The organism is Stenotrophomonas sp. YJH_SMC_73, assembly GCF_059370155.1.
The window spans coordinates 632,147-653,210 of the sequence record NZ_JCAFTJ010000001.1 but is presented as its reverse complement, the minus strand read 5'-3'; the positions used below and the strand labels follow the sequence as shown (position 1 = coordinate 653,210).

The 21,064-nt window shown below is 67.1% G+C and carries 15 protein-coding genes; 7 read left to right on the top strand and 8 right to left on the bottom strand.

Going from position 1 to position 21,064, the window contains the following annotated elements:
- The first annotated feature begins 110 nt into the window (after nucleotides 1–110).
- A complete protein-coding gene (ybaL, locus tag AC5P8R_RS02895) occupies nucleotides 111–1,808 on the top strand; it encodes a YbaL family putative K(+) efflux transporter (protein ID WP_041863753.1) in 1,698 nt (565 codons plus the stop codon).
- Nucleotides 1,809–2,225: 417 nt separating this feature from the next.
- On the opposite strand, the gene AC5P8R_RS02890 is transcribed toward ybaL, so the two are convergent.
- Nucleotides 2,226–3,512 (bottom strand): O-acetylhomoserine aminocarboxypropyltransferase/cysteine synthase family protein, encoded by a 1,287-nt coding sequence (locus AC5P8R_RS02890; protein WP_495222973.1) that lies wholly within the window; start codon nucleotides 3,510–3,512, stop codon nucleotides 2,226–2,228.
- Between the two features lie 179 nt (nucleotides 3,513–3,691).
- On the opposite strand from AC5P8R_RS02890, the gene AC5P8R_RS02885 reads away from it, so the two are divergent.
- The 3 genes from AC5P8R_RS02885 (at nucleotide 3,692) to AC5P8R_RS02875 (ending at nucleotide 6,656) form a co-directional block, all read left to right on the top strand.
- Nucleotides 3,692–4,429 carry a winged helix-turn-helix domain-containing protein gene (locus tag AC5P8R_RS02885; RefSeq protein WP_014648178.1) on the top strand — a complete coding sequence of 246 codons (738 nt, stop codon included), beginning with the start codon at nucleotides 3,692–3,694 and terminating at the stop codon, nucleotides 4,427–4,429.
- Nucleotides 4,426–5,715, top strand: a complete 1,290-nt coding sequence (locus AC5P8R_RS02880) for an ATP-binding protein (protein WP_495222972.1) — start codon at nucleotides 4,426–4,428, stop codon at nucleotides 5,713–5,715. Before AC5P8R_RS02885 ends, AC5P8R_RS02880 begins: the two co-directional genes overlap by 4 nt.
- A gap of 140 nt (nucleotides 5,716–5,855) precedes the next feature.
- Complete coding sequence (locus AC5P8R_RS02875) at nucleotides 5,856–6,656, top strand: MipA/OmpV family protein (protein WP_046432175.1); 801 nt, start codon at nucleotides 5,856–5,858, stop codon at nucleotides 6,654–6,656.
- A gap of 39 nt (nucleotides 6,657–6,695) precedes the next feature.
- Here AC5P8R_RS02875 and AC5P8R_RS02870 read toward each other — a convergent pair whose 3' ends face one another.
- The 3 genes from AC5P8R_RS02870 to AC5P8R_RS02860 form a co-directional block, all read right to left on the bottom strand.
- Complete coding sequence (locus AC5P8R_RS02870; protein ID WP_329857740.1) at nucleotides 6,696–7,241, bottom strand: hypothetical protein; 546 nt, start codon at nucleotides 7,239–7,241, stop codon at nucleotides 6,696–6,698.
- Between the two features lie 93 nt (nucleotides 7,242–7,334).
- Nucleotides 7,335–9,920, bottom strand: a complete 2,586-nt coding sequence (gene clpB / locus AC5P8R_RS02865; RefSeq protein ID WP_012481080.1) for an ATP-dependent chaperone ClpB — start codon at nucleotides 9,918–9,920, stop codon at nucleotides 7,335–7,337.
- Nucleotides 9,921–10,101: 181 nt separating this feature from the next.
- Entirely contained in the window at nucleotides 10,102–10,923 is an 822-nt protein-coding gene (locus AC5P8R_RS02860) for a DUF3014 domain-containing protein (protein WP_046432180.1), read from the bottom strand.
- Nucleotides 10,924–11,092: 169 nt separating this feature from the next.
- On the opposite strand from AC5P8R_RS02860, the gene AC5P8R_RS02855 reads away from it, so the two are divergent.
- Complete coding sequence (locus AC5P8R_RS02855) at nucleotides 11,093–11,803, top strand: glutathione S-transferase (RefSeq protein ID WP_014648184.1); 711 nt, start codon at nucleotides 11,093–11,095, stop codon at nucleotides 11,801–11,803.
- Between the two features lie 165 nt (nucleotides 11,804–11,968).
- On the opposite strand, the gene AC5P8R_RS02850 is transcribed toward AC5P8R_RS02855, so the two are convergent.
- From AC5P8R_RS02850 to AC5P8R_RS02835, 4 genes are all read right to left on the bottom strand, one after another.
- Complete coding sequence (locus tag AC5P8R_RS02850) at nucleotides 11,969–13,579, bottom strand: SulP family inorganic anion transporter (RefSeq protein WP_049440354.1); 1,611 nt, start codon at nucleotides 13,577–13,579, stop codon at nucleotides 11,969–11,971.
- A 629-nt stretch (nucleotides 13,580–14,208) separates the two neighbouring features.
- Nucleotides 14,209–15,927 (bottom strand): thiamine pyrophosphate-dependent enzyme, encoded by a 1,719-nt coding sequence (locus AC5P8R_RS02845; RefSeq protein ID WP_169410659.1) that lies wholly within the window; start codon nucleotides 15,925–15,927, stop codon nucleotides 14,209–14,211.
- Nucleotides 15,928–16,035: 108 nt separating this feature from the next.
- Entirely contained in the window at nucleotides 16,036–16,893 is an 858-nt protein-coding gene (locus tag AC5P8R_RS02840) for an SH3 domain-containing protein (protein ID WP_169410661.1), read from the bottom strand.
- Between the two features lie 36 nt (nucleotides 16,894–16,929).
- The gene (locus AC5P8R_RS02835; protein ID WP_126411289.1) at nucleotides 16,930–17,412 is read right to left on the bottom strand and encodes a DUF3574 domain-containing protein; all 483 of its coding nucleotides are present in this window, start codon (nucleotides 17,410–17,412) and stop codon (nucleotides 16,930–16,932) included.
- A gap of 216 nt (nucleotides 17,413–17,628) precedes the next feature.
- Between AC5P8R_RS02835 and AC5P8R_RS02830 the strand changes: the two genes are divergently transcribed.
- Together AC5P8R_RS02830 and otsB are read left to right on the top strand one after the other, a co-directional pair.
- The gene (locus tag AC5P8R_RS02830) at nucleotides 17,629–20,064 is read left to right on the top strand and encodes a TonB-dependent receptor plug domain-containing protein (RefSeq protein WP_169410663.1); all 2,436 of its coding nucleotides are present in this window, start codon (nucleotides 17,629–17,631) and stop codon (nucleotides 20,062–20,064) included.
- A 236-nt stretch (nucleotides 20,065–20,300) separates the two neighbouring features.
- Nucleotides 20,301–21,059 (top strand): trehalose-phosphatase, encoded by a 759-nt coding sequence (gene otsB, locus AC5P8R_RS02825; protein ID WP_014648189.1) that lies wholly within the window; start codon nucleotides 20,301–20,303, stop codon nucleotides 21,057–21,059.
- Nucleotides 21,060–21,064 lie beyond the last annotated feature (5 nt).

Genomic DNA, 21,064 nt, shown 5'->3' with positions numbered 1-21,064 from the left:
ATCTCGCCCGTACAAGCCGCCCACGCAACGATCCGATACGCTGGCCAGGTTTGCCGTATGTGACCGCATCGGTGAAAATCGGGGCATCCCCCGATTGCCTGCGAGTGCCGATGCACCATGACACCGACCTGATCAACATCGTTGCCGTTGGCCTGGGGCTCGCCTTCATCTTCGGCGCGCTGGCCAACAAGCTCCGCTTGTCTCCCCTGGTCGGTTACCTGGTTGCTGGCATCTGCGTAGGCCCGTTCACTCCCGGCTTCGTCGCCGACCAGGCGCTGGCCAACCAGCTGGCCGAACTGGGCGTCATGCTGCTGATGTTCGGCGTCGGCCTGCACTTCTCGCTGAAGGACCTGATGGCGGTCAAGGCGATCGCCATTCCCGGCGCCATCGGCCAGATCGCGGTGGCCACCCTGCTCGGCTGGGGCGTGGCCTCGCTGATGGGCTGGCCGGCCATCCATGGCGTCATCTTCGGTTTCTCGCTGGCCACCGCCAGTACCGTGGTGCTGCTGCGGGCGATGGAGGAACGCCGCCTGCTGGAAACGATGCGCGGCAAGATCGCGGTCGGCTGGCTGATCGTGGAAGACCTGGCCTGTGTGCTGGCGCTGGTGATGATGCCGGTGATGGCCGGTGTGTTCGGTCCTGACGCGGCCAAGGAATCGCACTCGCTCGGCAGCGTGCTGGCCGACATCGGCTGGACCTTCGTGCAGCTGGGCCTGTTCGTGGCGGTGATGCTGGTGGTCGGTCGGCGGGTCATCCCGTGGATCCTCGAGCGCATCGCCGGTACCGGTTCGCGTGAGCTGTTCACCCTGTCGGTGCTGGCGATCGCGCTGGGCGTGGCGTTCGGCTCGGCGATGCTGTTCGGCGTCTCGTTCGCGCTGGGCGCGTTCTTCGCCGGCATGCTGCTCAACGAATCGGAGCTGAGCCACAAGGCCGCGCATGATTCGTTGCCGCTGCGCGATGCGTTCGCGGTGCTGTTCTTTGTGTCGGTCGGCATGCTGTTCGACCCCAACATCCTCGTCCAGCATCCGTGGCAGGTACTGGCCACCGTCGCCATCATCATGTTCGGCAAGTCGGCGGCGGCGTTCTTCATCGTGCGTGCGTTCGGCCACCCGACCAGCACCGCGCTGACCATCTCGGCCAGCCTGGCGCAGATCGGCGAGTTCGCCTTCATCATCGCCGGCCTCGGCGTGGCGCTGCAGATCCTGCCGAAGGAAGGCCAGTCGCTGGTGCTGGCCGGCGCGCTGGTGTCGATCATGCTCAACCCGCTGGTGTTCGGCCTGCTGGACCGTTGGCAGGCCAAGCAGGAGCAGTCTCCGCAGGTACCCGAGCCGCCCGAAGCGATCGGCCCGTCGCGCGACCTGCATGACCACGCCATCGTGATCGGTTACGGCCGCGTCGGCAGCGAACTGGCGCAGGTGCTGCGCGACCGTGGCGTGCCGGTGCTGGTGATCGATGACAACAAGGAACACGTCGAGCAGGCACATGCCAAGGGCCTGGCGGCGATCCGCGGCAGTGCCGCCGCCGACCGGGTGCTGGCCGAGGCCCATCCGGAGCGCGCCAAGATCGCGGTGCTGGCGATTCCGCAGCCGCTGGAAGCCGGTGAGGCGCTGGCCAAGCTGCGGGCGATCAATCCGGACCTGACCCTGCTGGCGCGCGCGCACAGCGATGCCGAGGTGAAGCATCTGCTGGAGCACGGCGCCGATGGCACGGTGATGGCCGAGCGCGAGCTGGCGTATTCGCTGGCGGAGATGATCATGTCCACGCCGCCGTACCGGAATCTGGGGCAGCACAGCATTCCGGTGGTGTGAGGGGTGTGCGTGCGGCAGGGCTTGCAGCCCTGCACCTGCCGAAACAACGGCAACGGCAAAAGCGGGCATAGCGTGGGATGGCGGGGTGGGTCCGATTGCGGGAGACGCCGTAAACCCTTCCATGGGGGCTTGGCCGCGGCATCCATGCCGCGGACACTCCCGCAACCGGACCCACCCCGCCTTCGACAGTTCCCTGCTGCTGTTGGTGGATGTCGACCTTGGTCGACACGGCGGCGCGCGGGGTCAGATCCGTTTTCCACAGGAATCTGACCCCGGAAACAAAAAATCCCCGGTCGACCCGCATCGACCGGGGATCTGGATCGCCACGTTGCCATGCCTTGGAGAGGCAGTTCCACCGTAACCCATCGCGGTGCCGGCGGTGATCGCCTGTGGCGATGATGACCAAGCGCGCAGCTATCAGGCGCCGGCCAGGGCCTGTTCCAGGTCCGCGCGCAGGTCGCCGATGTGCTCGATGCCGATCGACAGCCGCACGGTGTCCTCGCTGACACCGGCCTTGGCCAGCTCCGCTGCATCCAGCTGGCGATGCGTGGTCGAAGCCGGATGGGTGGCCAGTGACTTCGCATCCCCCAGGTTGACCAGGCGGGTGAACAGCTTCAGCGCATCGAGGAAGCGGGCGCCGGCCTCGCGCCCACCGGGCAGACCGAAGGTCAGTACGCCCGAGCCGTGTCCACCCAGATAGCGCTGCGCGGCGGCATGCTCGGGGTCGTCGGCCAGTCCGGCGTAGCGCACCCAGGCTACCCTGGCATGCGCCTTCAGGAACTGCGCAACGGCCAGCGCATTGGCATTGATGCGTTCCATGCGCAGGGCCAGGGTCTCGATGCCCTGCAGGATCAGGAACGCGTTGAACGGCGACAACGCAGCGCCCGTATTGCGCAGCGGCACCACCCGCGCGCGGCCGATGTAGGCCGCTGGCCCCAGGGCTTCGGTATAGACCACGCCGTGGTAACTGGGGTCGGGCTGGTTGAGCCGTGCGAAGCGTTGGGGCTGTGCGGTCCAGTCGAAGTGGCCGGAATCGATGATCGCGCCGCCCAGGCTGTTTCCGTGTCCCCCGAGGTATTTGGTCAGCGAATGCACCACGATGTCGGCGCCGTGCTCGAACGGGCGCAGCAGGAACGGTGTGGCCACGGTGTTGTCGACGATCAGCGGCACGCCCGCGGCATGCGCGACCTCGGCGATCGCAGCGATGTCGGTGACATTGCCGCGCGGGTTGCCGATGGATTCGACGAACACCGCCTTGGTGCGTTCGTCGATCAGCGCGGCGAACGCGGCCGGGTCGGCCGGATCGGCCAAGCGCGCCTGGATGCCGTACTGCGGCAGCGTGTGCGCCAGCAGGTTGAGGCTGCCACCGTAGAGCGCACTGGAGGCGACGATGTTGTCGCCGGCCTCGGCGATGGTCTGGATGGCATAGGTGATCGCGGCCTGCCCCGAGGCCAGCGCCAGCGCGCCGATGCCGCCTTCCAGCGCGGCCAGGCGCTGCTCCAGCACGTCGGTGGTGGGGTTCATGATGCGCGTGTAGATGTTGCCCGGCACCTTCAGGTCGAACAGGTCGGCGCCGTGCTGGGTGTCATCGAAGGCATACGCCACGGTCTGGTAGATCGGCACCGCCACCGCGCGGGTGGTCGGGTCGGGACGGTAACCGCCGTGCACGGCCAGGGTTTCCAGTTGCCACTGCGGGTCGCTCATTGCACCAGGCTCCATCCGGGAAACCGCCACCATAGGCCAGCCGGGGCCGCCTGCTGAAAGCCGCTGGCGATGACGTCCGTACCCGCGGTTATCAGGTTGGCCGCGATTCAGGCAGTCGTCATGGGGCGTTGCTAGGCTGCGCCGCCGGGCGCTCCTGCCTGGGAACGGAGGCCCCACGCATGCAGCCATCCCCCTGGACTCCCCCTGCCAGCAGTTCGCCCACGTCGGTCCTGCTGGTGGAGGACGACCGTCGCCTGGCCGAACTGGTCAGCGACTATCTCCACGAACATGGCTTCGCCGTGCAGCACGTGGCACGCGGCGACCTCGCCAGCGCCGCCTGCCGCCAGCATGCACCGGAACTGGTGGTGCTGGACCTGATGCTGCCCGGCCTGGGGGGCATCGATGTGTGCCGGCAGATCCGCAGCTTCTCCGATGTGCCGATCCTGATGTTGACCGCCTGTGAGGACGACATCGAGCAGGTGCTGGGCCTGGAATCGGGTGCCGATGACTATGTGCACAAGCCGATCGAGCCACGCCTGCTGCTGGCCCGCCTGCGCGCCCTGCTGCGCCGCCGCCACGGCAGCAGCAACACCGGCACGCCCAGCCGGCTGATGCATGGTGAGCTGCTGATCGATCGCATGCAGCGCGAGGTGCACCTGCACGGCCAGCCGGTCGAGCTGGGCACCACGGAATTCGAGATCCTGTGGCTGCTGGCCAGCCAGCCGGGGCAGATCCTGTCGCGCGACCAGATCCTGCAGGCGGTGCGCGGCATCGGCTTCGACGGTCTGGACCGCAGCGTCGACGTCTGCATCGGCAAGCTGCGCCGCAAGCTCGGCGACGATGCGCGCGAACCGCGGCGGATCAAGACCGTGTGGGGGCGCGGCTACCAGTTCAATCCTGCGGCCTGGTCGGAATGAAGCGGCTGTTCCTGTGGCTGTGGTTCATCACCGGCGCCTGCTTCCTGGTGTCGGTGTTCTTTCTCAACCACATCCTGGATGGCATCTACACGCCCGTGCAGGATCGCGTGTTCGTGCAGCAGGTGCGCGGGCAGGTGTACGCCCTGCGCAGTGGCCTGGCCGGCCTGGACGCCGTCCAGCAGCGTGAGCGCCTGGAACAGTGGCAGCCACACTACGGCATCGCCCTGACCCTGCTCGACACACCTCCCGCGCTCGACGCGCAGGAACAGGAGGCCGTGAAGGCCGATGGCTTCGTCGTGCGCGATCAGTACCAGCAGGTGCTGCTGCCCATCGACGGCATCGGCGGCCGCTGGCTGCACCTGCGCCTGCCCGGCGCGGTGCAGATGACGACGTACATGACCATCGCCGCCTACCTCAGCATCCTGCTGCTGGTGGGCGCCAGCCTGTATGCCTGGGTGCGCCTGCTCTGGCGCGATCTGGAAGCACTGCGCCGGCACGCCGACCGCATCGGTTCCGGCGACCTGCAGGCACGTGCGCAGGTTTCGCCTCGCTCGCAGATCCGGGTCATCGTCGAACACTCCAACCGCATGGCGGCACGCGTGGCCGAACTGGTGCAGCGCCAGCGCGACCTGACCCATGCCATTTCGCACGAACTGCGCACGCCCATCGCGCGCGTGGCCTTCGGCCTGGACCTGATGCAGGACAGCGATGACCGCGAACGCCGCGAACGGCTGGCGCAGGGCCTGCACGGCGACCTGGCCGAGCTCAACCGGCTGGTCAGCGAACTGCTGGCCTACGAACGGCTGGAGCATCCCAGCGAGGGCGAACCGATGCAGCGCATCGAAGCCAACGACTGGCTGCAGGCCTGCCTGGCCGATGCCCGCCGCGATGCCGAACGTGCCGGCATTGTCCTGCGCGTGCAGCCCAGCGCGTTGCCGCGAGTGGATGCCGAGCCACGCCTGTTGCAGCTGGCGCTGAGCAACCTGGTCGGCAATGCGCTGCGCCACGCGCGTTCGCAGGTGGAGGTCTCGCTGGTCGGTATCAGCGGCCGCGCCTGCCTGCGCGTGGACGATGACGGCCCGGGCATCGCCGAAGCCGATCGGGAGAAGGTGATGCGCCCGTTCACCCGCCTGGACGACAGCCGCAGCCGCGATACCGGCGGCTTCGGCCTGGGCCTGGCCATTGTCGGCCGCATTGCAGCCCGCCACGGCGGCGAGCTGCGCATCAGTCGCGCCACGCTGGGCGGCGCGCGCCTGGAAATGCACTGGCCGCTGGCTGCCAGCTGAACGCCCAAGGGCGCGATTACAGTTGATTACAACTCCCGCACAACTGCGGACGGATCGGTCGCCGGCATATCGCCACGCTGGCAACCCTGCAGCACTCGCCGGATGCGCGCGCTGCTTTCCTCCCATTGCCGAGAGTTTCCATGTCCCAGCTTCGCCGTTCCCCCGCCCTGCTCTGCCTGGCCGTGTTGCCGCTGTTCGCCGCCCCGATCGCCCACGCCAAGGATGACCACTGGACCTTCGAGCTCGCCGCCGGTGGCGGCGTGGCACCGCGTTACAGCGGCAGCGAGGAGTATCGTGCGACGCCGTCGCTGTCATTTGATGTCACCTCGCCGGGGGGATGGTTTCTGGGCACCAGTGGCATCGGCTGGGGCACCTCCCTCGGCGAGCACACGCGCGTGCGTGCCTATGTCGGCGCCAGCGGCATCCGCAAGGACAAGGACTCGCTGCTGGGCGGTTCGGACTTCCTGCGCGGCATGGGTGATATCGATACCCGTCCCCTGGTCGGCGTCTCGGCTGGTTATACGCTGGGCGAAGCCGTGCTGAGCGGCTCCTGGCAGTTCACCCGCAAGGACGAGGACAAGGCCGAGAACGGCCTGGCCACCCAGCAGATCCATCTGAACCTGAGCATGCCGCTGTTCGACCTGGCCGGTGGCGTGGTCAGCGGCAGTGTTTCCACCGACTACGGCAACCGCGGCTACATGCAGACCTGGTACGGCGTCAGCCCGGAACAGGCCAAACGCACGGGCTTCGCCGAGCACAGGCCGAAGGCCGGCCTGGTCAGTGCCGGTGTCGGCCTGAAGTGGAGCCACCGCGTGGGCCGCAACGGCAACTGGTACATCTCGGCCGAAGGCACGCGCCTGCTCGGCGATGCGGCCAACAGCCCGATCGTGCAGAAGGCAAACCAGTTCGGGCTGATGAGCGGTTACACCCACCGCTTCTGATGCATGAAGGGCGCCGCTGGGCGCCCTTTCCCTCTGCGGTCAGCGGCAGGCCGGTGCGTCGCCGCTGCCGCACAACCCGACCTCGCGCAGCCAGCCGATCCACTGCACGACGTCCTCCTTCTCCGGCTCGGAGCGGAACGACTTCTGCACGGTGTGGAAGCCCTGCCTGCCCTGCACGCCCTTGATCCAGGTGAACTCCGGCTTGCCTGTCCCCGGATTCCGCGGGCAGCCGAGCATCAGCAGGGCGAAGGGCCGTCCCCCTTCTTCACCTTCGCGGATCCAGTGGCTCTGCGCCGCCGGACAGGCGATGCGCCACCCCGCCTCGATGATGCCGAGGAACTCACGCGGACTCACATGGCCACTGTTCGGCGCATCGTTGACGGTGACCATGTCGGTCCAGTCGTGCACGGTCTGGCCCTGTGGCACGTACTCGGTGATGCGGTTGCCTTGCGCGTCGGTGCTCTGGTGGGCCTGCTGGTAGCCCTTCATCGGCGGCAGCTGGACCTGTTCGGCGGCCGCGGCGTGTCCACAAACAGCAGCCAACGCCAGCGTCATGCAGAGTGAAGCCCTGCGGGCAACGTCCATGCGGTTCTCCTCATCCTTGCGAAAGTGAAACAGGACCATCGTGCGCTGCCAAGGCTCTGATGGCGCCCCAGCCATGGCTGGGGCTCCACCGGTTCAAGCCTTGGCGAACACCAGGCGACCACCGTCGTTGCCGACTTCGATGGTATCGCCGTTGACGAAGGCGCCGGACAGGATCTGCTGCGCCAGCGGGTTTTCCAGCTGCGACTGGATCGCACGCTTCAACGGGCGCGCGCCGTACACCGGATCGAAGCCGACGTTGCCGAGCAGGTCGAACGCCGCATCGGAGACCGCCAGCTTCAACCCGCGCTCGGCCAGCCGCTTCTCAAGCCCGCGCATCTGGATGCGCGCGATCTGCTTGATCTGCTGCTTGTCCAGCGGGTGGAACACCACGATGTCGTCCAGGCGGTTGATGAACTCCGGACGGAAGTGCGCCTGCACCACGCCCATCACCGCTGCCTTCATCTGCGTGTAGGCCTCCGGGCTGTCGTCGGCGCTCATGTCCTGGATCTGGTGCGAGCCCAGGTTCGAGGTCATCACGATGACGGTATTGCGGAAGTCCACGGTGCGGCCCTGGCCATCGGTCAGGCGGCCATCGTCCAGCACCTGCAGCAGGATGTTGAACACATCCGGATGCGCCTTCTCCACTTCGTCCAGCAGGATCAGCGAGTACGGGCGACGGCGCACCGCCTCGGTCAGGTAGCCGCCTTCCTCGTAGCCCACGTAACCCGGGGGGGCGCCGATCAGGCGGGCGACGCTGTGCTTCTCCATGAATTCGCTCATGTCGATGCGGATCATCGCGTCGGCGCTGTCGAACAGGAATTCGGCCAGCGACTTGCACAGCTCGGTCTTGCCGACGCCGGTCGGGCCGAGGAACAGGAACGAGCCGGCCGGACGGTTCGGATCGGACAGGCCTGCACGCGAACGGCGCACGGCATCGGAGACGACCTTGATCGCTTCCTCCTGGCCGACCACACGGTTGTGCAGCACTTCTTCCATGCGCAGCAGCTTGTCGCGCTCGCCTTCGAGCATCTTGTTGACCGGAATGCCGGTCCAGCGCGACACGACCTCGGCGATCTCCTCGTCGGTGACCCGGTCCTGCACCAGCTTGAAGTCCTTGTGCTCGGCTTCCTGGGCCGCGGCCAGCTGCTTTTCCAGCTGCGGCAACAGGCCGTACTGGATCTCGCTCATCTTGGCGAAATCCTGGCGGCGCTGCGCGGCTTCCAGTTCCAGCTTGGCCTGCTCGACCTGCTCCTTGATCTTGGTGGCGCCCTGCAGCGCAGCCTTCTCCGATTTCCAGATTTCATTGAGGTCGGAGAACTCGCGCTCCAGCCCGTCGATGTCGTTCTCCAGGTCGGCCAGCCGCTGCCGCGAGGCTTCGTCCTTTTCCTTCTTCAGCATCTCGCGCTGGATCTTCAGCTGGATCACCCGGCGTTCCAGGCGATCCAGCTCCTCCGGCTTGGAGTCGATCTCCATGCGCAGGCGCGAGGCAGCCTCGTCCATCAGGTCGATGGCCTTGTCCGGCAGCTGGCGATCGGTGATGTAGCGGTTGGACAGCGTGGCGGCGGCCACGATGGCCGGGTCGGTGATCTCCACCCCGTGGTGCACGGCGTACTTTTCCTTCAGCCCGCGCAGGATCGCGATGGTGTCCTCCACCGACGGCTCACCGACGAAGACTTTCTGGAAGCGGCGCTCCAGCGCAGCGTCCTTCTCGATGTACTTGCGGTATTCGTCCAGCGTGGTCGCACCGATGCAATGCAGCTCGCCGCGTGCCAGCGCCGGCTTCAGCATGTTGCCGGCATCCATCGCGCCGTCGGCCTTGCCCGCGCCGACCATGGTGTGCAGTTCATCGATGAACAGGATGATCTGGCCTTCGTTCTTGGCCAGGTCGTTGAGTACACCCTTCAGTCGCTCCTCGAATTCGCCGCGGAACTTGGCCCCGGCGATCAGCGCGCCCATGTCCAGCGACAGCACGCGCTTGCCGCGCAGGCCCTCGGGTACTTCGTCGTTGATGATGCGCTGGGCCAGCCCTTCCACGATCGCGGTCTTGCCCACGCCGGGTTCGCCGATCAGCACCGGGTTGTTCTTGGTCCGGCGCTGCAGCACCTGGATGGTGCGGCGGATTTCCTCGTCACGGCCGATCACCGGGTCGAGCTTGCCGCTCTCGGCCCGCGCGGTCAGGTCGATGGTGTACTTCTCCAGCGCCTGCCGCTGCTCCTCGGCATTCTCCGACTGCACGTTCTCGCCGCCACGCAGCTTGTCGATCGCCGCCTGCAGGCGCGTCTTGTCGGCACCAGCGGCGCGCAGCGCCATGCCCAGCGTGCCGCCATCGTCCAGCGCCGCCAGCACGAACCACTCGCTCGCAATGAAGGCGTCCCCGTGCTGCTGCGCCAGCTTGTCGGTCTGGTTCAGCAGGCGCCCCAGATCGTTGCCCATCGAGACGTTGCCGGCCTGGCCGGATACCTTGGGCAGTGCGTCCAGCGCCTCGGTCAGGCGCTCGCGCAGCACCGGCACGTTCACCCCGGCCTGGGCCAGCAGCGGGCGCGTGCTGCCACCCTGCTGGTCCAGCAGCGCGCTGAACAGGTGAACCGGTTCGATGATGCTGTTGTCGCGGCCCACGGCCAACGACTGTGCGTCTGCCAGCGCCTGCTGGAAACGCGAGGTGAGCTTGTCCATCCGCATTGCGAATCCTCATCGGTCTTCAGGGCCGGCCTGGGCCGGCAATGCTGGAAAGATGCGGTTGCCCCACCCGGTTTCAAGGGTGGCTGCGACTGCACCCCGGGGCCAGTCAGCCTGCGGCCAGCATGCCGGAGCGCGTGTGGTCGGCGCGTTGATCCCGATCAGTTCCGCACGGTGGACGGGCTCAGCGGGTGATCGCGCTGCGGATCGCCCGCAGCTGCTGCTTGATCGCCCGCGCCTGTGCAGGATCCATGCGTAGCAGGGCCTTCTGCCCGATCGAGCGTGACTGCAGGGTGGGATCGACGAAGCGATAGCGGCCGCGCTCATCGCGCTGCACCAGCGGCGACTGGGCCAGTTCCGGGGTGTCCAGCAGGTGGTCGATCACCATGACCAGGCGGTCGTTGAAATAGCCCTCGGGCCGGCCAAGGTCGGCATAGGCCTGCTGGATCAGCGGATAGAAGCGCTTGTAAGCGGTAGCCGTTGCCGCCGGGTCCAGCGCAGTGAACGCCTGTACGTAAGGCGCATAGCGTGCCGCATTGCTGGCGGCGATGCGTTCGCCGCCTTCGCCCGTATCGACCTGCAGGTTGCCCGGCAGCGGCCGCGCGCCCAGCGCGGTCGGCGGCACGCTGGGCTTGTCCAGGTTGTCGACCTGGGTGACCAGGCGCTGGATCAGGTGATCACGCAGCAGCAGGGTCAGCGGCCCCTCGCCCTGGAACAGCTGGCTCAGTGCGCCCCAGGCCGCGGCGTCGCTGTCAGCCAGTTTCGGCAGCGCCGGGTCGGCGGCGGCCTCGGTATCCAGCGGATGCCTGATCGATGGTGGTGCTGGCGCGGGCTCTGCGGCCGCCTGCGATTGTGCCGGTGCACTGGTACTGGCAGGGTTTGATTGCACCGGCACCGGGACACCGTCGGCCAGGCTCTTCAGCTGATCGCGGAACAACCAGCCGCCCGCGCCACCGATCACCACCACACCCAACACCCAGGGCCAGACCGCCTTTCCACTCTGCATGATGCAGCACCTCGTTTCACACGCAATGGAGAAGGTGTGACCCCATCGATTGCAGCCGGTTCCCCGCCTGTTCCGCTGCCGTTCGGGTTCAGGCACGCGTCGTCCACGCTCACGTCTGCTTTGCGCCACCCGCGCGAGGCTAGGAGTCCTGTCCCGTGGAGACTCTGCCATGCAGTACGCGCTGTACTACTGGACCGGCATCCAGGGCCGTGGCGAGTTCGTGCGCCTGGCGCTGGAAGATGCCGGCGCCGACTACATCGACATGGCGCGGGTGCACGGCGATGCGGTGATGCAGCCGTTTCTGGAGGGTCGCAACGAAGGGGCACAGCCCTTTGCGCCGCCGTTCCTGAAGGCCGGCCGCCAGGTCATCGCGCAGGTCGCGGCGATCCTGGATTTCCTCGGCCCGACGCTGGACCTGGTGCCGCAGGCCGCATCGCGGCGGATGCAGGCGCTGCAACTGCAGCTGACCATCGCCGACCTGGTAGCCGAGGTGCACGACACCCACCATCCGATCGCCGCATCGAAGTACTACGAACAGCAGAAGACCGAGGCCAAGGCACGAGCCGCGTCACTGCGCAGCGAGCGCCTGCCCAAGTTCCTCGGCTATTTCGAGCAGGTGATGGCCGCCAACGGTGGCCGCCATGCACTGCGCGAGCACTCCTATGTGGATCTGTCACTGTTCCAGCTGCTGAGCGGGCTGGACTACATGTTTCCGCGCCGCATGCAGGCGCTCGGCCCCACCCTGCCCCGGCTGCGCGCGCTGCAGGAACGAGTGGCGAAACGACCCAACATCGCCGCCTATCTGGCGTCTGAGCGGCGGTTGCCGTTCAACACCAACGGCATCTTCCGCCATTACCCGGAACTGGACGCCGAACGGTAGTGCCGGCCGCTGGCCGGCAGAGCGCGCTGTGATCATTCGCCGCCTGCAACACGCCCCTGTAGAACCGAGCCATGCTCGGCTCAGAGCAGCCGAGCGCGGGCTCGGCTCTACAGAGCACCAGAAGTGGAAGGAGCGGTAACGCCGGGCCATGCCCGGCGTCACCGGTCAATGATCGGTGCGATCATCCAGCGGTTTCACCGGCTGCTTCTGCAGCGACAGCAGGCCCAGCAGCAGCGCCAATGCCACGTAGGCGCCGGCGAACTGCAAGCTGATGATGCGTGCCAGCCCGTCCAGATCCCACGGCAGGTAGATGCCGCCACGCGGGTCCACCGAATGGATCAGGCCGAACAGGGTCAGCACCGCCGCCACCAGCAAGAAGCCGCAGGCACGGCGCAGGCGGCCATCGACCATCGCGGCTACCGCCGAGATCCACAGCATCGAGGTGATGATGAAGCCGTTGCCGAGGGTGAAAATCACCGCCAGCTCGGGCAGGCCATGGCCGTCGAGCTTGGTCAGCAGCTGCGGCAGCTGGTCCGGTGCGATCCAGCCGGGCGCCTTGATCGCCAGCAGGTAGGCCACCGACGGCAGGAAACCGAACACCATCGCGCCGGTATGGTGGCGCGGCGTGGCCTGGAAGGCCTGGGTGGTGATGTCGATGGCCACGTACACGATGATCGGTGCCAGCACCGCCAGCGGCAGCCACTGCACCAACCCGGAGATGATGCCGAGCATGCCGCCAATGCCGACGAACAGGCCGGTCAGCAGCGTGTAGCCGCTGCGCGCGCCCATGTGCTTGTAGGCAGGCTGGCCGATGTAGGGCGTGGTCTGCGCGACACCGCCACAGACACCCGCCACCAGCGTGGCCACCGCTTCCACCAGCAGGATGTCGCGGGTGCGGTAGTCATCGCCAGCCGCGCGTGCGCTTTCAGACACATTGATGCCGCCCACCACCATCAGCAGGCCGAACGGCAGCAGCAGCGGCAGGTAGGTCATCGCGGTGGGCAGGCCATCGAGGAAGCCCAGCGTCGGCAGCGGCAGCACCACCTGCGGCGGCACCCATTCCGGCACATGGAAGCCGGGCGCGCCCAGCCCGGCCAGGCCAAGTCCGTAATACAGCACGGTGCCGAACACGAAGGCCAGCAGCACGCCCGGGCCACGCACCGGCAGCTTGCCCTTGGCGATCAGCACATACAGCAGCAGGCCCAGCGTGGTGAAGCCGACCAGCGGCGAGCGCAGCGTTTCCAGCAGCGGCAGCAGGCCCATCAGCACCAGCGCGATGCCCGCGATGGAACCCAGCAGCGCAGCTCGCGGCAGTGCGCGGGTGACCGCTTCACCGAAGAACGACAGCACGAACTTGAGCACGCCCATGATGACCAGCGCGGCCATGCCCAGCTGCCAGGTGGCGATGCCCGCAGCGTGCGGGTCCATGCCCTGCTGCTTGAACGCGAGGAAGGCCGGGCCGAGCACCAGCAGGGCCATGCCGATGCTGGTGGGGGCATCCAGGCCGAGCGGCATGGCGGTGACATCGTCGCGGCCGGTACGTGCCGCCAGCCGGCGCGCCATCAGGGTGTACAGCAGGTTGCCGACCAGCACGCCAAAGGCGGTGCCGGGGAACATTCGGCCGAACACCACGTCGGCGGGGAACTGGAAGATCCCGACCAGGGCCATGGCGATGAAGCCGAGGATGGAGAGGTTGTCGACGACCAGGCCGAAGAAGCCGTTGAAGTCGCCGGCGACGAACCAGCGACGCGGTACGGCGGAAGCGGGAGCGGACATGGAAGGGGCGGTGGGGGTGGGGAGCGCCGATGGTAGGCCCAGCGGGGCCGGCGCGCCAATTCCGTCGTGGAATGATGGGTTCCAGCCAACGGCGGGGCCCCTCGTGGCTGGTCGCGGATAGAGTCGACTGTTAGTCGACCGGCATTGCGAGTTCGGCCGGTCGGGGGGGCTGCGCAGGACACGCCGTAAATCCCCAGACCGGCCCAGCCGCTGGCGGCTGTGCGTTCGTGCCTTGCGAAGCAGTGCTTCGCAAGCAAAGCGCCCTCACCCATGGGGGCTCGATGGCGCCATCCATGGCGCCAACGGTCCTGCGCAGCCCACCCGACCGACCCCTGACAGTTTCCTGCGCGCGGCAGCCACGGAAGAAGATCAAAAGATCCAAAGCCAAGGCAGGCTCTCGCTGCAGTGCCGAGCCCATGCTCGCCCGCTGTACGCGAAGGCTCTGAGCCGAGCATGGCTCGGCTCTACAGAAGATTATTTCGATCATTCGTTCGTTCATCCACGCATGGCGTGGATCTACCGTGTCGACCAAGGTCGACACCTACCACACGGATGGCCGCCGTTGCTTCTGAGTGGCCGGCCAGCGGCCGGCACTACCGCGGGTGCAGGGCGCAGCCCTGCATCGCGCCCTACTTCTTCAGGAAGTTGTCCACCAGCAGATGCTTCACGTCGTCGAAGCGGCCATTCAACACCGCCTTGGCGGCATACAACGCCGTACCTGCCACCTGCTTGGCCTCGATCTGCGGCGGCATCACCAGCTCCGCGCGGCTGGTATGCACGTCCAGCAGCGCCGGGCCGCGCTGGGACAGGAAATCCAGCACCGCCTCTTCCAGATCCTCGCTGCGGGTTACCGTGCGGCCGTGGAAGCCGATGACCTCGGCCAGGCGGCCGAAGTCCGGGTTCTTCAGGTCGGTGTAGTTGTCCAGCAGGCCCTCCACCTTCTGCTCCAGCTCGACGAAGTTCAGCGAACCATTGTTGAACACCACCACCTTGATCGGCAGGTTCTCCTGCACTGCCGTGAGCAGGTCACCCAGCAGCATCGCCAGGCCACCATCACCGGACAGCGAGATCACCTGCCGGCCGGGGAAGGCCTTCTGCAGGCCCAGCGCCTGCGGCATCGCGTTGGCCATCGTGCCGTGCAGCAGGCTGGTCAGCGTGCGGCGGCGGCCGTTGACGCGGATATGGCGCAGCACCCACACCATCGGCGAACCGCCGTCGGCGGTGAACAGCGCATCGTCGCTGGCATGCCTCGACAGCAATGCCGTCAGGTGCTGCGGATGGATCAGTTCACCCTCGCCCGGTTGTTCTTCCTGTTCGCGCTTCTTCAGCGCCTTGTCGCGATGCCCGATGCACTCGTCCAGGAAACTGCTGTCCTCGCGCGGCGGCAGCATCGGCAGCAGCGCGTCCAGCGTCGGTGCGATGTCACCGACCACGCCGAGGTTCACCGGGTGGCGGCGGCCGAGGTGGCTGCCATCGCGGTCGACCTGGATGATCGTGGCCTTGTCCGGGTAGAACTGGCCCCAGGCGAAATCGGCGCCGAGCAGCAGCAGCGTGTCGCACTCCATCAGCGTGTGGAAGCCGGATTCGATGCCGAAGATGCCGGTCATGCCCATGTTGTACGGGTTGTCCGGCTCGACGAAATCCTTGGCGCGCGAGGTATGCGCGATGGGCGCCTGCAGGCGCCGGGCCAGCTCCAGCAGCTGCGCGTGCGCGCCCTGGCAACCGGCACCGGCATAGATGCCGATGCGCTTGCCCTGCCCCAGCAGTTCGGTGATGCGCTGCAGCTCGGCATCGGACGGGCGCAGCACCGGCTGGGTGTAGTGAACCGAGAACGGCACATCGTGCTTCACCTCGGCCTGGCTGATGTCGGCCGGCAGGATCACCACCGCCACGCCACGGCGGCTGATCGCGGCCTGGCAGGCCAGGGCCACGACGCGCCGCGCCTGCTCCGGGCTGTGCACCTGCTCGCAGAACACCGAACAACTGGCATACACCGCCTTGAAGTCCACTTCCTGCGGAAATTCCATGCCCAGCTCACTGGTCACCACCTGGCTGGCGATCAGTACCATCGGTGCACGGTTGCGATTGCTCTCGAAGACGCCGTTGATGAAGTGCAGGCCACCGGGACCACAAGAACCCGCACAGGCGGTCAACTCGCCGCTCACCAGCGAATCGGCGCCGGCAGCGAAGGCGGCCACTTCTTCGTGGCGTACATGTACCCAGTCGATTTCACTGCGGTGCAGGGCATCGGTGACGTGATTCAAGGTATCGCCAACGATGCCGTAACAGCGGCGGACGCCCGCCTGCTGCAGGGTATCGACAACGATCTCGGCAACGCGCTTGCTCATCGGATACATCCTCGAGGGGAGAGCATCCGAGGCTAGACCCGAAGAAGTGATGCCTCCGTGGGCAAGGCGCACATCACCTCGATAGGCAAACTACCGGCGGAGATCGAGTCAATCGTTGACGTTGATCCAGCCCTCCACCGCGCCCTGCTTCGGGTTGCGGTAGCGCAGCTTCACCCAGCCATCCTGTTCATCCAGCATCTCCACGCGGTCTCCCTGCACCAGGTAACGCCTGGTGCTGGATGCGCCGGGTCGATCGAACAGGAACAGCCGCGCGGGTACCACGGTGGCCTGCTGGCCACGCAACGGTCCATCCGGCGGTGCACCCAGGCCATCGGCGATGGCACTTTCCAGCACCCGGCCGGCGGCATCATAGGTGCGCCAGACCGCCAGCGGGCCCTGCTCGCCGGTCTGTTCCCACTGCAGCGCGGCGTTCAACGTATCGCCCAGCATCAGCACGCTCTCGGCGCGGTACAGATAGAGCTTCCCGCCTGCAAACCGGTACTGGTCGGTGTACCACATCGGGCCGCTGCGGCAGCTGCTGGTCAGCGTGCGGCTCGGACGGTCGACCGCCAGCCCCATCAGGTCACCGCAACTGTCCTTGCCGTGGGTGTCGGCCTGCAGCGCGCGGAACCCGGCACTGGCCGGATCGAAGCGGTACACCGTCACCGCTTCGTTGACCATGCCCACCGAGGCGCGCGCGACCAGTTCCGGGTAGCCATCGAAATCGACATCTTCGAGCGACCATCGCGAATTGCCGTCGGCATCGGCCGCGCCCTCAAGCGTCTGGCGCTTGCCTGACGGTGACAACTGCACCGCGATGCTGCCGTCCTGCTGGGGATCGGCGTGCGCCTGCACGTGCGCGGCCACCTGGAAGCGCAGCGTTTCGCCGTCGTCCCCCCCCGCCTGCGCCGTCGGTGCCAGCACGCCTGCCAATGCCAGGCCCAGCATGCATTCCCTGTAGTTCATCATTGCTCCCTGCGGCACCTCGGCGGCACCTTCCACTCAGAACGATACCTCGACCGGCTGCCGCGACCACAGCACCGATTGATGTTTAGTCTGCTGCTTCCACGCCAGGCGGATGGCTTCGATATCGGCACGGCGCTGCGGGGTGTCTTCGTGCAGCACCACCAGCACCTTGGTGCGCAGACGGTTGGGCGAGGCATCACCGCGGAACAGCCACTGGCCGTAGGCATCGAACACGGTCAGGCCATCCGGAAAGCGCGGGGTCACTTCCTTGTCCAGGAAGGTGCGCCACTGCGCCTCGCTGATGGTGTCGGCCTGCGGGCGGTTGCCGGCGCCCTGCTCTTCGCCTACGCCGAAGTACAGCTCGCTGCGCACCCAGCCGTGGCCGGCGGACGGACGCGCGGCATCGCCCTTCAGTTCGGCGGTGGTGGCCGTGGCATAGGCGCTGGGCGCCTGCGAAGAGAGGCTGGCGCAGCCACTGGTGGCCAGCAGCACGGCGAAGACGAGGCCAAAGTGTTTCATCGGTACAGCTCCGGGGAAGGGGAACAGGGCGAGCCGGCAGCGTACAGCGCCACTGGCCCGGCGTGCTGATGCCAACCGGGCATCAGCTCATGCCGGACCGGCAGGGACTTGCATCGGCACCGGCCATCACGCGAAGATAATATATCGCTTCATCCGGATGGATGTAAGTGAAACTATCTCCCCCCTTCCCCGTCGTCGTTGTTGCTGGAGCCCTCCATGTCCGCCCGCCTGCCCGCGTCGCCGCTCGGCCTCGCCATCGCCCTCGCGCTTTCCTCCGCTGCCATCCCGGCCCTGGCCCAGGACGCCACCAACCTGGACACCGTGATCGTCACCGGCACCCGCGCCGCCGATCGCACCGTGCTCGAATCCACCTCGCCGGTGGATGTGCTCACCGCCGAGGACATCCGCAAGGCCGGCGTGGTCAACGGTGAACTGGGCAGCGCGCTGCAGGCGCTGCTGCCGTCGTTCAACTTCCCGCGCCAATCCAACTCCGGTGGCGCCGACCACGTGCGCGCCGCACAGTTGCGTGGCCTGTCCCCCGACCAGGTGCTGGTGCTGGTCAACGGCAAGCGCCGCCACCACACCGCGCTGGTCAACACCGACAGCAAGATCGGCAAGGGCACCACCCCGGTCGATTTCAATGCGATCCCGGTCAGCGCGATCAAGCGCATTGAAGTGCTGCGCGACGGTGCCGGTGCGCTTTACGGCTCGGACGCCGTGGCCGGCGTGATCAACGTGATCCTCGACAACGGCGGCGACGGCGGCGAGATCGAGGCCAGCTACGGTGCCAACCACACCGACCTCAAGCCGATCGGCCGCACCCTCACCGATGGCCAGACCGGCAACATCAGCGCCAAGGTCGGCACTTCGCTGGGCGAAGACGGCGGCTTCCTGCGCGTCGGCCTGGAATACAAGCACCGCAACGGCACCAACCGCGCTGGCTTTGACCAGATTCCGCCGTGGGACCAGACGCCGGACAACCTGGCGCTGCAGGGCAAGCGCAACTATGTGCTGGGCGATGGCAAGAGCAAGGACATCAACCTGTGGCTGAACACCGAGATTCCAGTGGGCCAGACCTCGACGTTCTACGCGTTCGGCACCTTCAACCAGCGCGATACCGAAGGCGCCAACTACTTCCGCTATCCCGATGGCGAGGCCAACTGGAAGCAGGTCTATCCGAACGGCTACCGACCGATCTCCGAAGGCGAGAACCGCGACGTACAGGCCGTGGCCGGCGTGCGCGGCCAGTGGGGCGAGTGGAGCTACGACAGCAGCCTGGATTACGGCCAGAACGACTTCACCTACCGCCTGCGTGATTCACTCAACGCGTCGCTGGGCCCGACCAGCCCGACCCGCTTCAAGACCGCCGACTACGAGTACGCGCAGACCGTGGGCAACCTCGATCTGAGCCGCGTGTTCACCCAGAGCGACAGCATCAGCCACACGCTGGGCCTGGGCGTGGAAGCGCGCCATGAGCGCTACCAGACCCGCCCCGGCGACCCGGCCAGCTATGCGGCGGGCCCGTACACCGACCGCCCGACCGGCTCGCAGGCCGGTGGCGGCCTGACCCCACAGGACGCCGCCACCCTGTCGCGCGACGTGGCCAGCGCCTATGCCAGCCTGTCCAGCCAGTTCGGCGAGAAGTTCTCCACCGACCTGGCCGCGCGCTACGAGCACAACGACGACTTTGGCGGCGAACTGACCGGCAAGCTCGGCCTGCGCTACGAATTCACCCCGGCGTTCGCACTGCGCGGTGCCATCTCCAACAATTTCCGCGCTCCGTCGCTGGCGCAGATCGGCTACGAATCCACCTCCACCGGCTACAACGCCGGCGGCCAGCTGGTGCAGGGCCGGCTGCTGTCGGTCAACAATCCGATCGCGCGTGGCCTGGGTGCGCAGAACCTGAAGCCGGAGAAGTCGATCAACACCTCGCTGGGCTTCACCAGCCGCATCGGCGAGCATTTCGACCTGTCGCTGGACTTCTTCCAGATCGATATCGACGACCGCATCGCGCTGTCGGAGAGCATCACCGGCGATGCGCTGACCGATTACGTGGCCGCCAGCTACGGCGTCAGTGGCCTGCAGAGCGCCAGCTTCTTCGTCAATGCCGCCGATACCCGCACCCGTGGCGCCGAGCTGGTAAGCAACTGGCGGCAGTCGCTGGGCGATGGCCAGCTGCTGCTGACCGGCACTTACGCCTACACCAAGACCACGCTGAAGAATGTGCTGGCCACGCCGGCGCAGCTGCGCGCGCTGAACCCGGACTACGTACTGTTCGGCATCGAGGAGACCAACACCCTGACCGATGCCACCCCGCGCACGCGTGGCAGCTTCTCGGCCGCCTGGAGCAACGACCACTGGTCGCTGAGCACCCGCGTGAACCGTTACGGCAGCGCCACCCGGGTGTTCAACTTCGGTGATGGCTACATCCCGCGCCAGACCTACCAGGCCGAATGGCAGCTGGATGCCGAAGTCGAGTACCGCATCACCCCGCAATGGAGCGTGGCGATCGGTGGCCAGAACCTGACCGACAACTACCCGGATCGATCCAACAGCGATATCCACTACTTCGGCAACCTGCCGTACGACGTGCTGTCGCCGATCGGCAGCAACGGCGCGTACTACTACGGCCGCGTCCGCTATACGTTCTGATCGCATTGGGTGGGTGCGGACCGTTGGTCCGCACAACACGGTAGTGCCGGCCGCTGGCCGGCAACTTCGTGATCCGGGTGCGGATCTGCTTTGGGTGGGGGCGGACCGTTGGTCCGCGCTGTTTGGGCTGGATGCAGGCTGACCTGCCGTGCCGACCAACGGTCGGCACCCACCGAAGCTGATCCGCAGCCTGCCCTCGACCCCACGTACACGCCCAGGCTGGCAGGCTGGTCGTCATGGCTGAACCGCTCCCCCTGCGTCCGCCACCGCCATTGCTGGACGACGCCTGTGCGTTGTTCCTCGATGTCGATGGCACCCTCATCGAATTCGCTGCACGACCGGATGCCGTGCAGCTCCTGCCGGATGTGCGCGAAGCCATCGGCCGCATCAGTGACCGCCTGGAAGGCGCCGTGGCACTGGTCAGTGGCCGACCGCTTGAACAGCTGGACCAGCTGTTCGCTCCCCTCCAGCTGCCTGCCGCCGGCCTGCATGGGCACGAACTGCGCGGCGAGGATGGTCGTGTGCTGCGCGACGAACACGACGACGACACCGCCGAGTGGCTGCACGCGCTGCACCAGCAGGCGATGCGCTTTGCCCACGGCCATCCCGGCGTGCTGGTGGAAGACAAGGGCGTCGGCCTGGCCCTGCATTGGCGCGGTGCGCCGCACGCGGCAAGTGATGTGCGCGCCTTCGCCGATCGCCACGTGCGGGGCCGCGCCAGTTACCGCCTGCAACCCGGCGACCATGTGGTCGAGTTCGTGCCCGTCGGCACCGACAAGGGCCGTGCCGTGCGCCGGATGATGCAGTACCTGCCCTTCCGCGGCCGCCTGCCGGTGTTTCTCGGTGACGACCTCACCGATGAATTCGGCTTCGACGCCGCCAACAGCCAGCATGGCTGGAGCGTGCTGGTGGGTGAACGTGAACCCAGCGCGGCGGTGTTCGCGCTGCCCGACATACGCAGCGTGCACGCCTGGCTGCGTGAGAATGCCTATTGACCCGG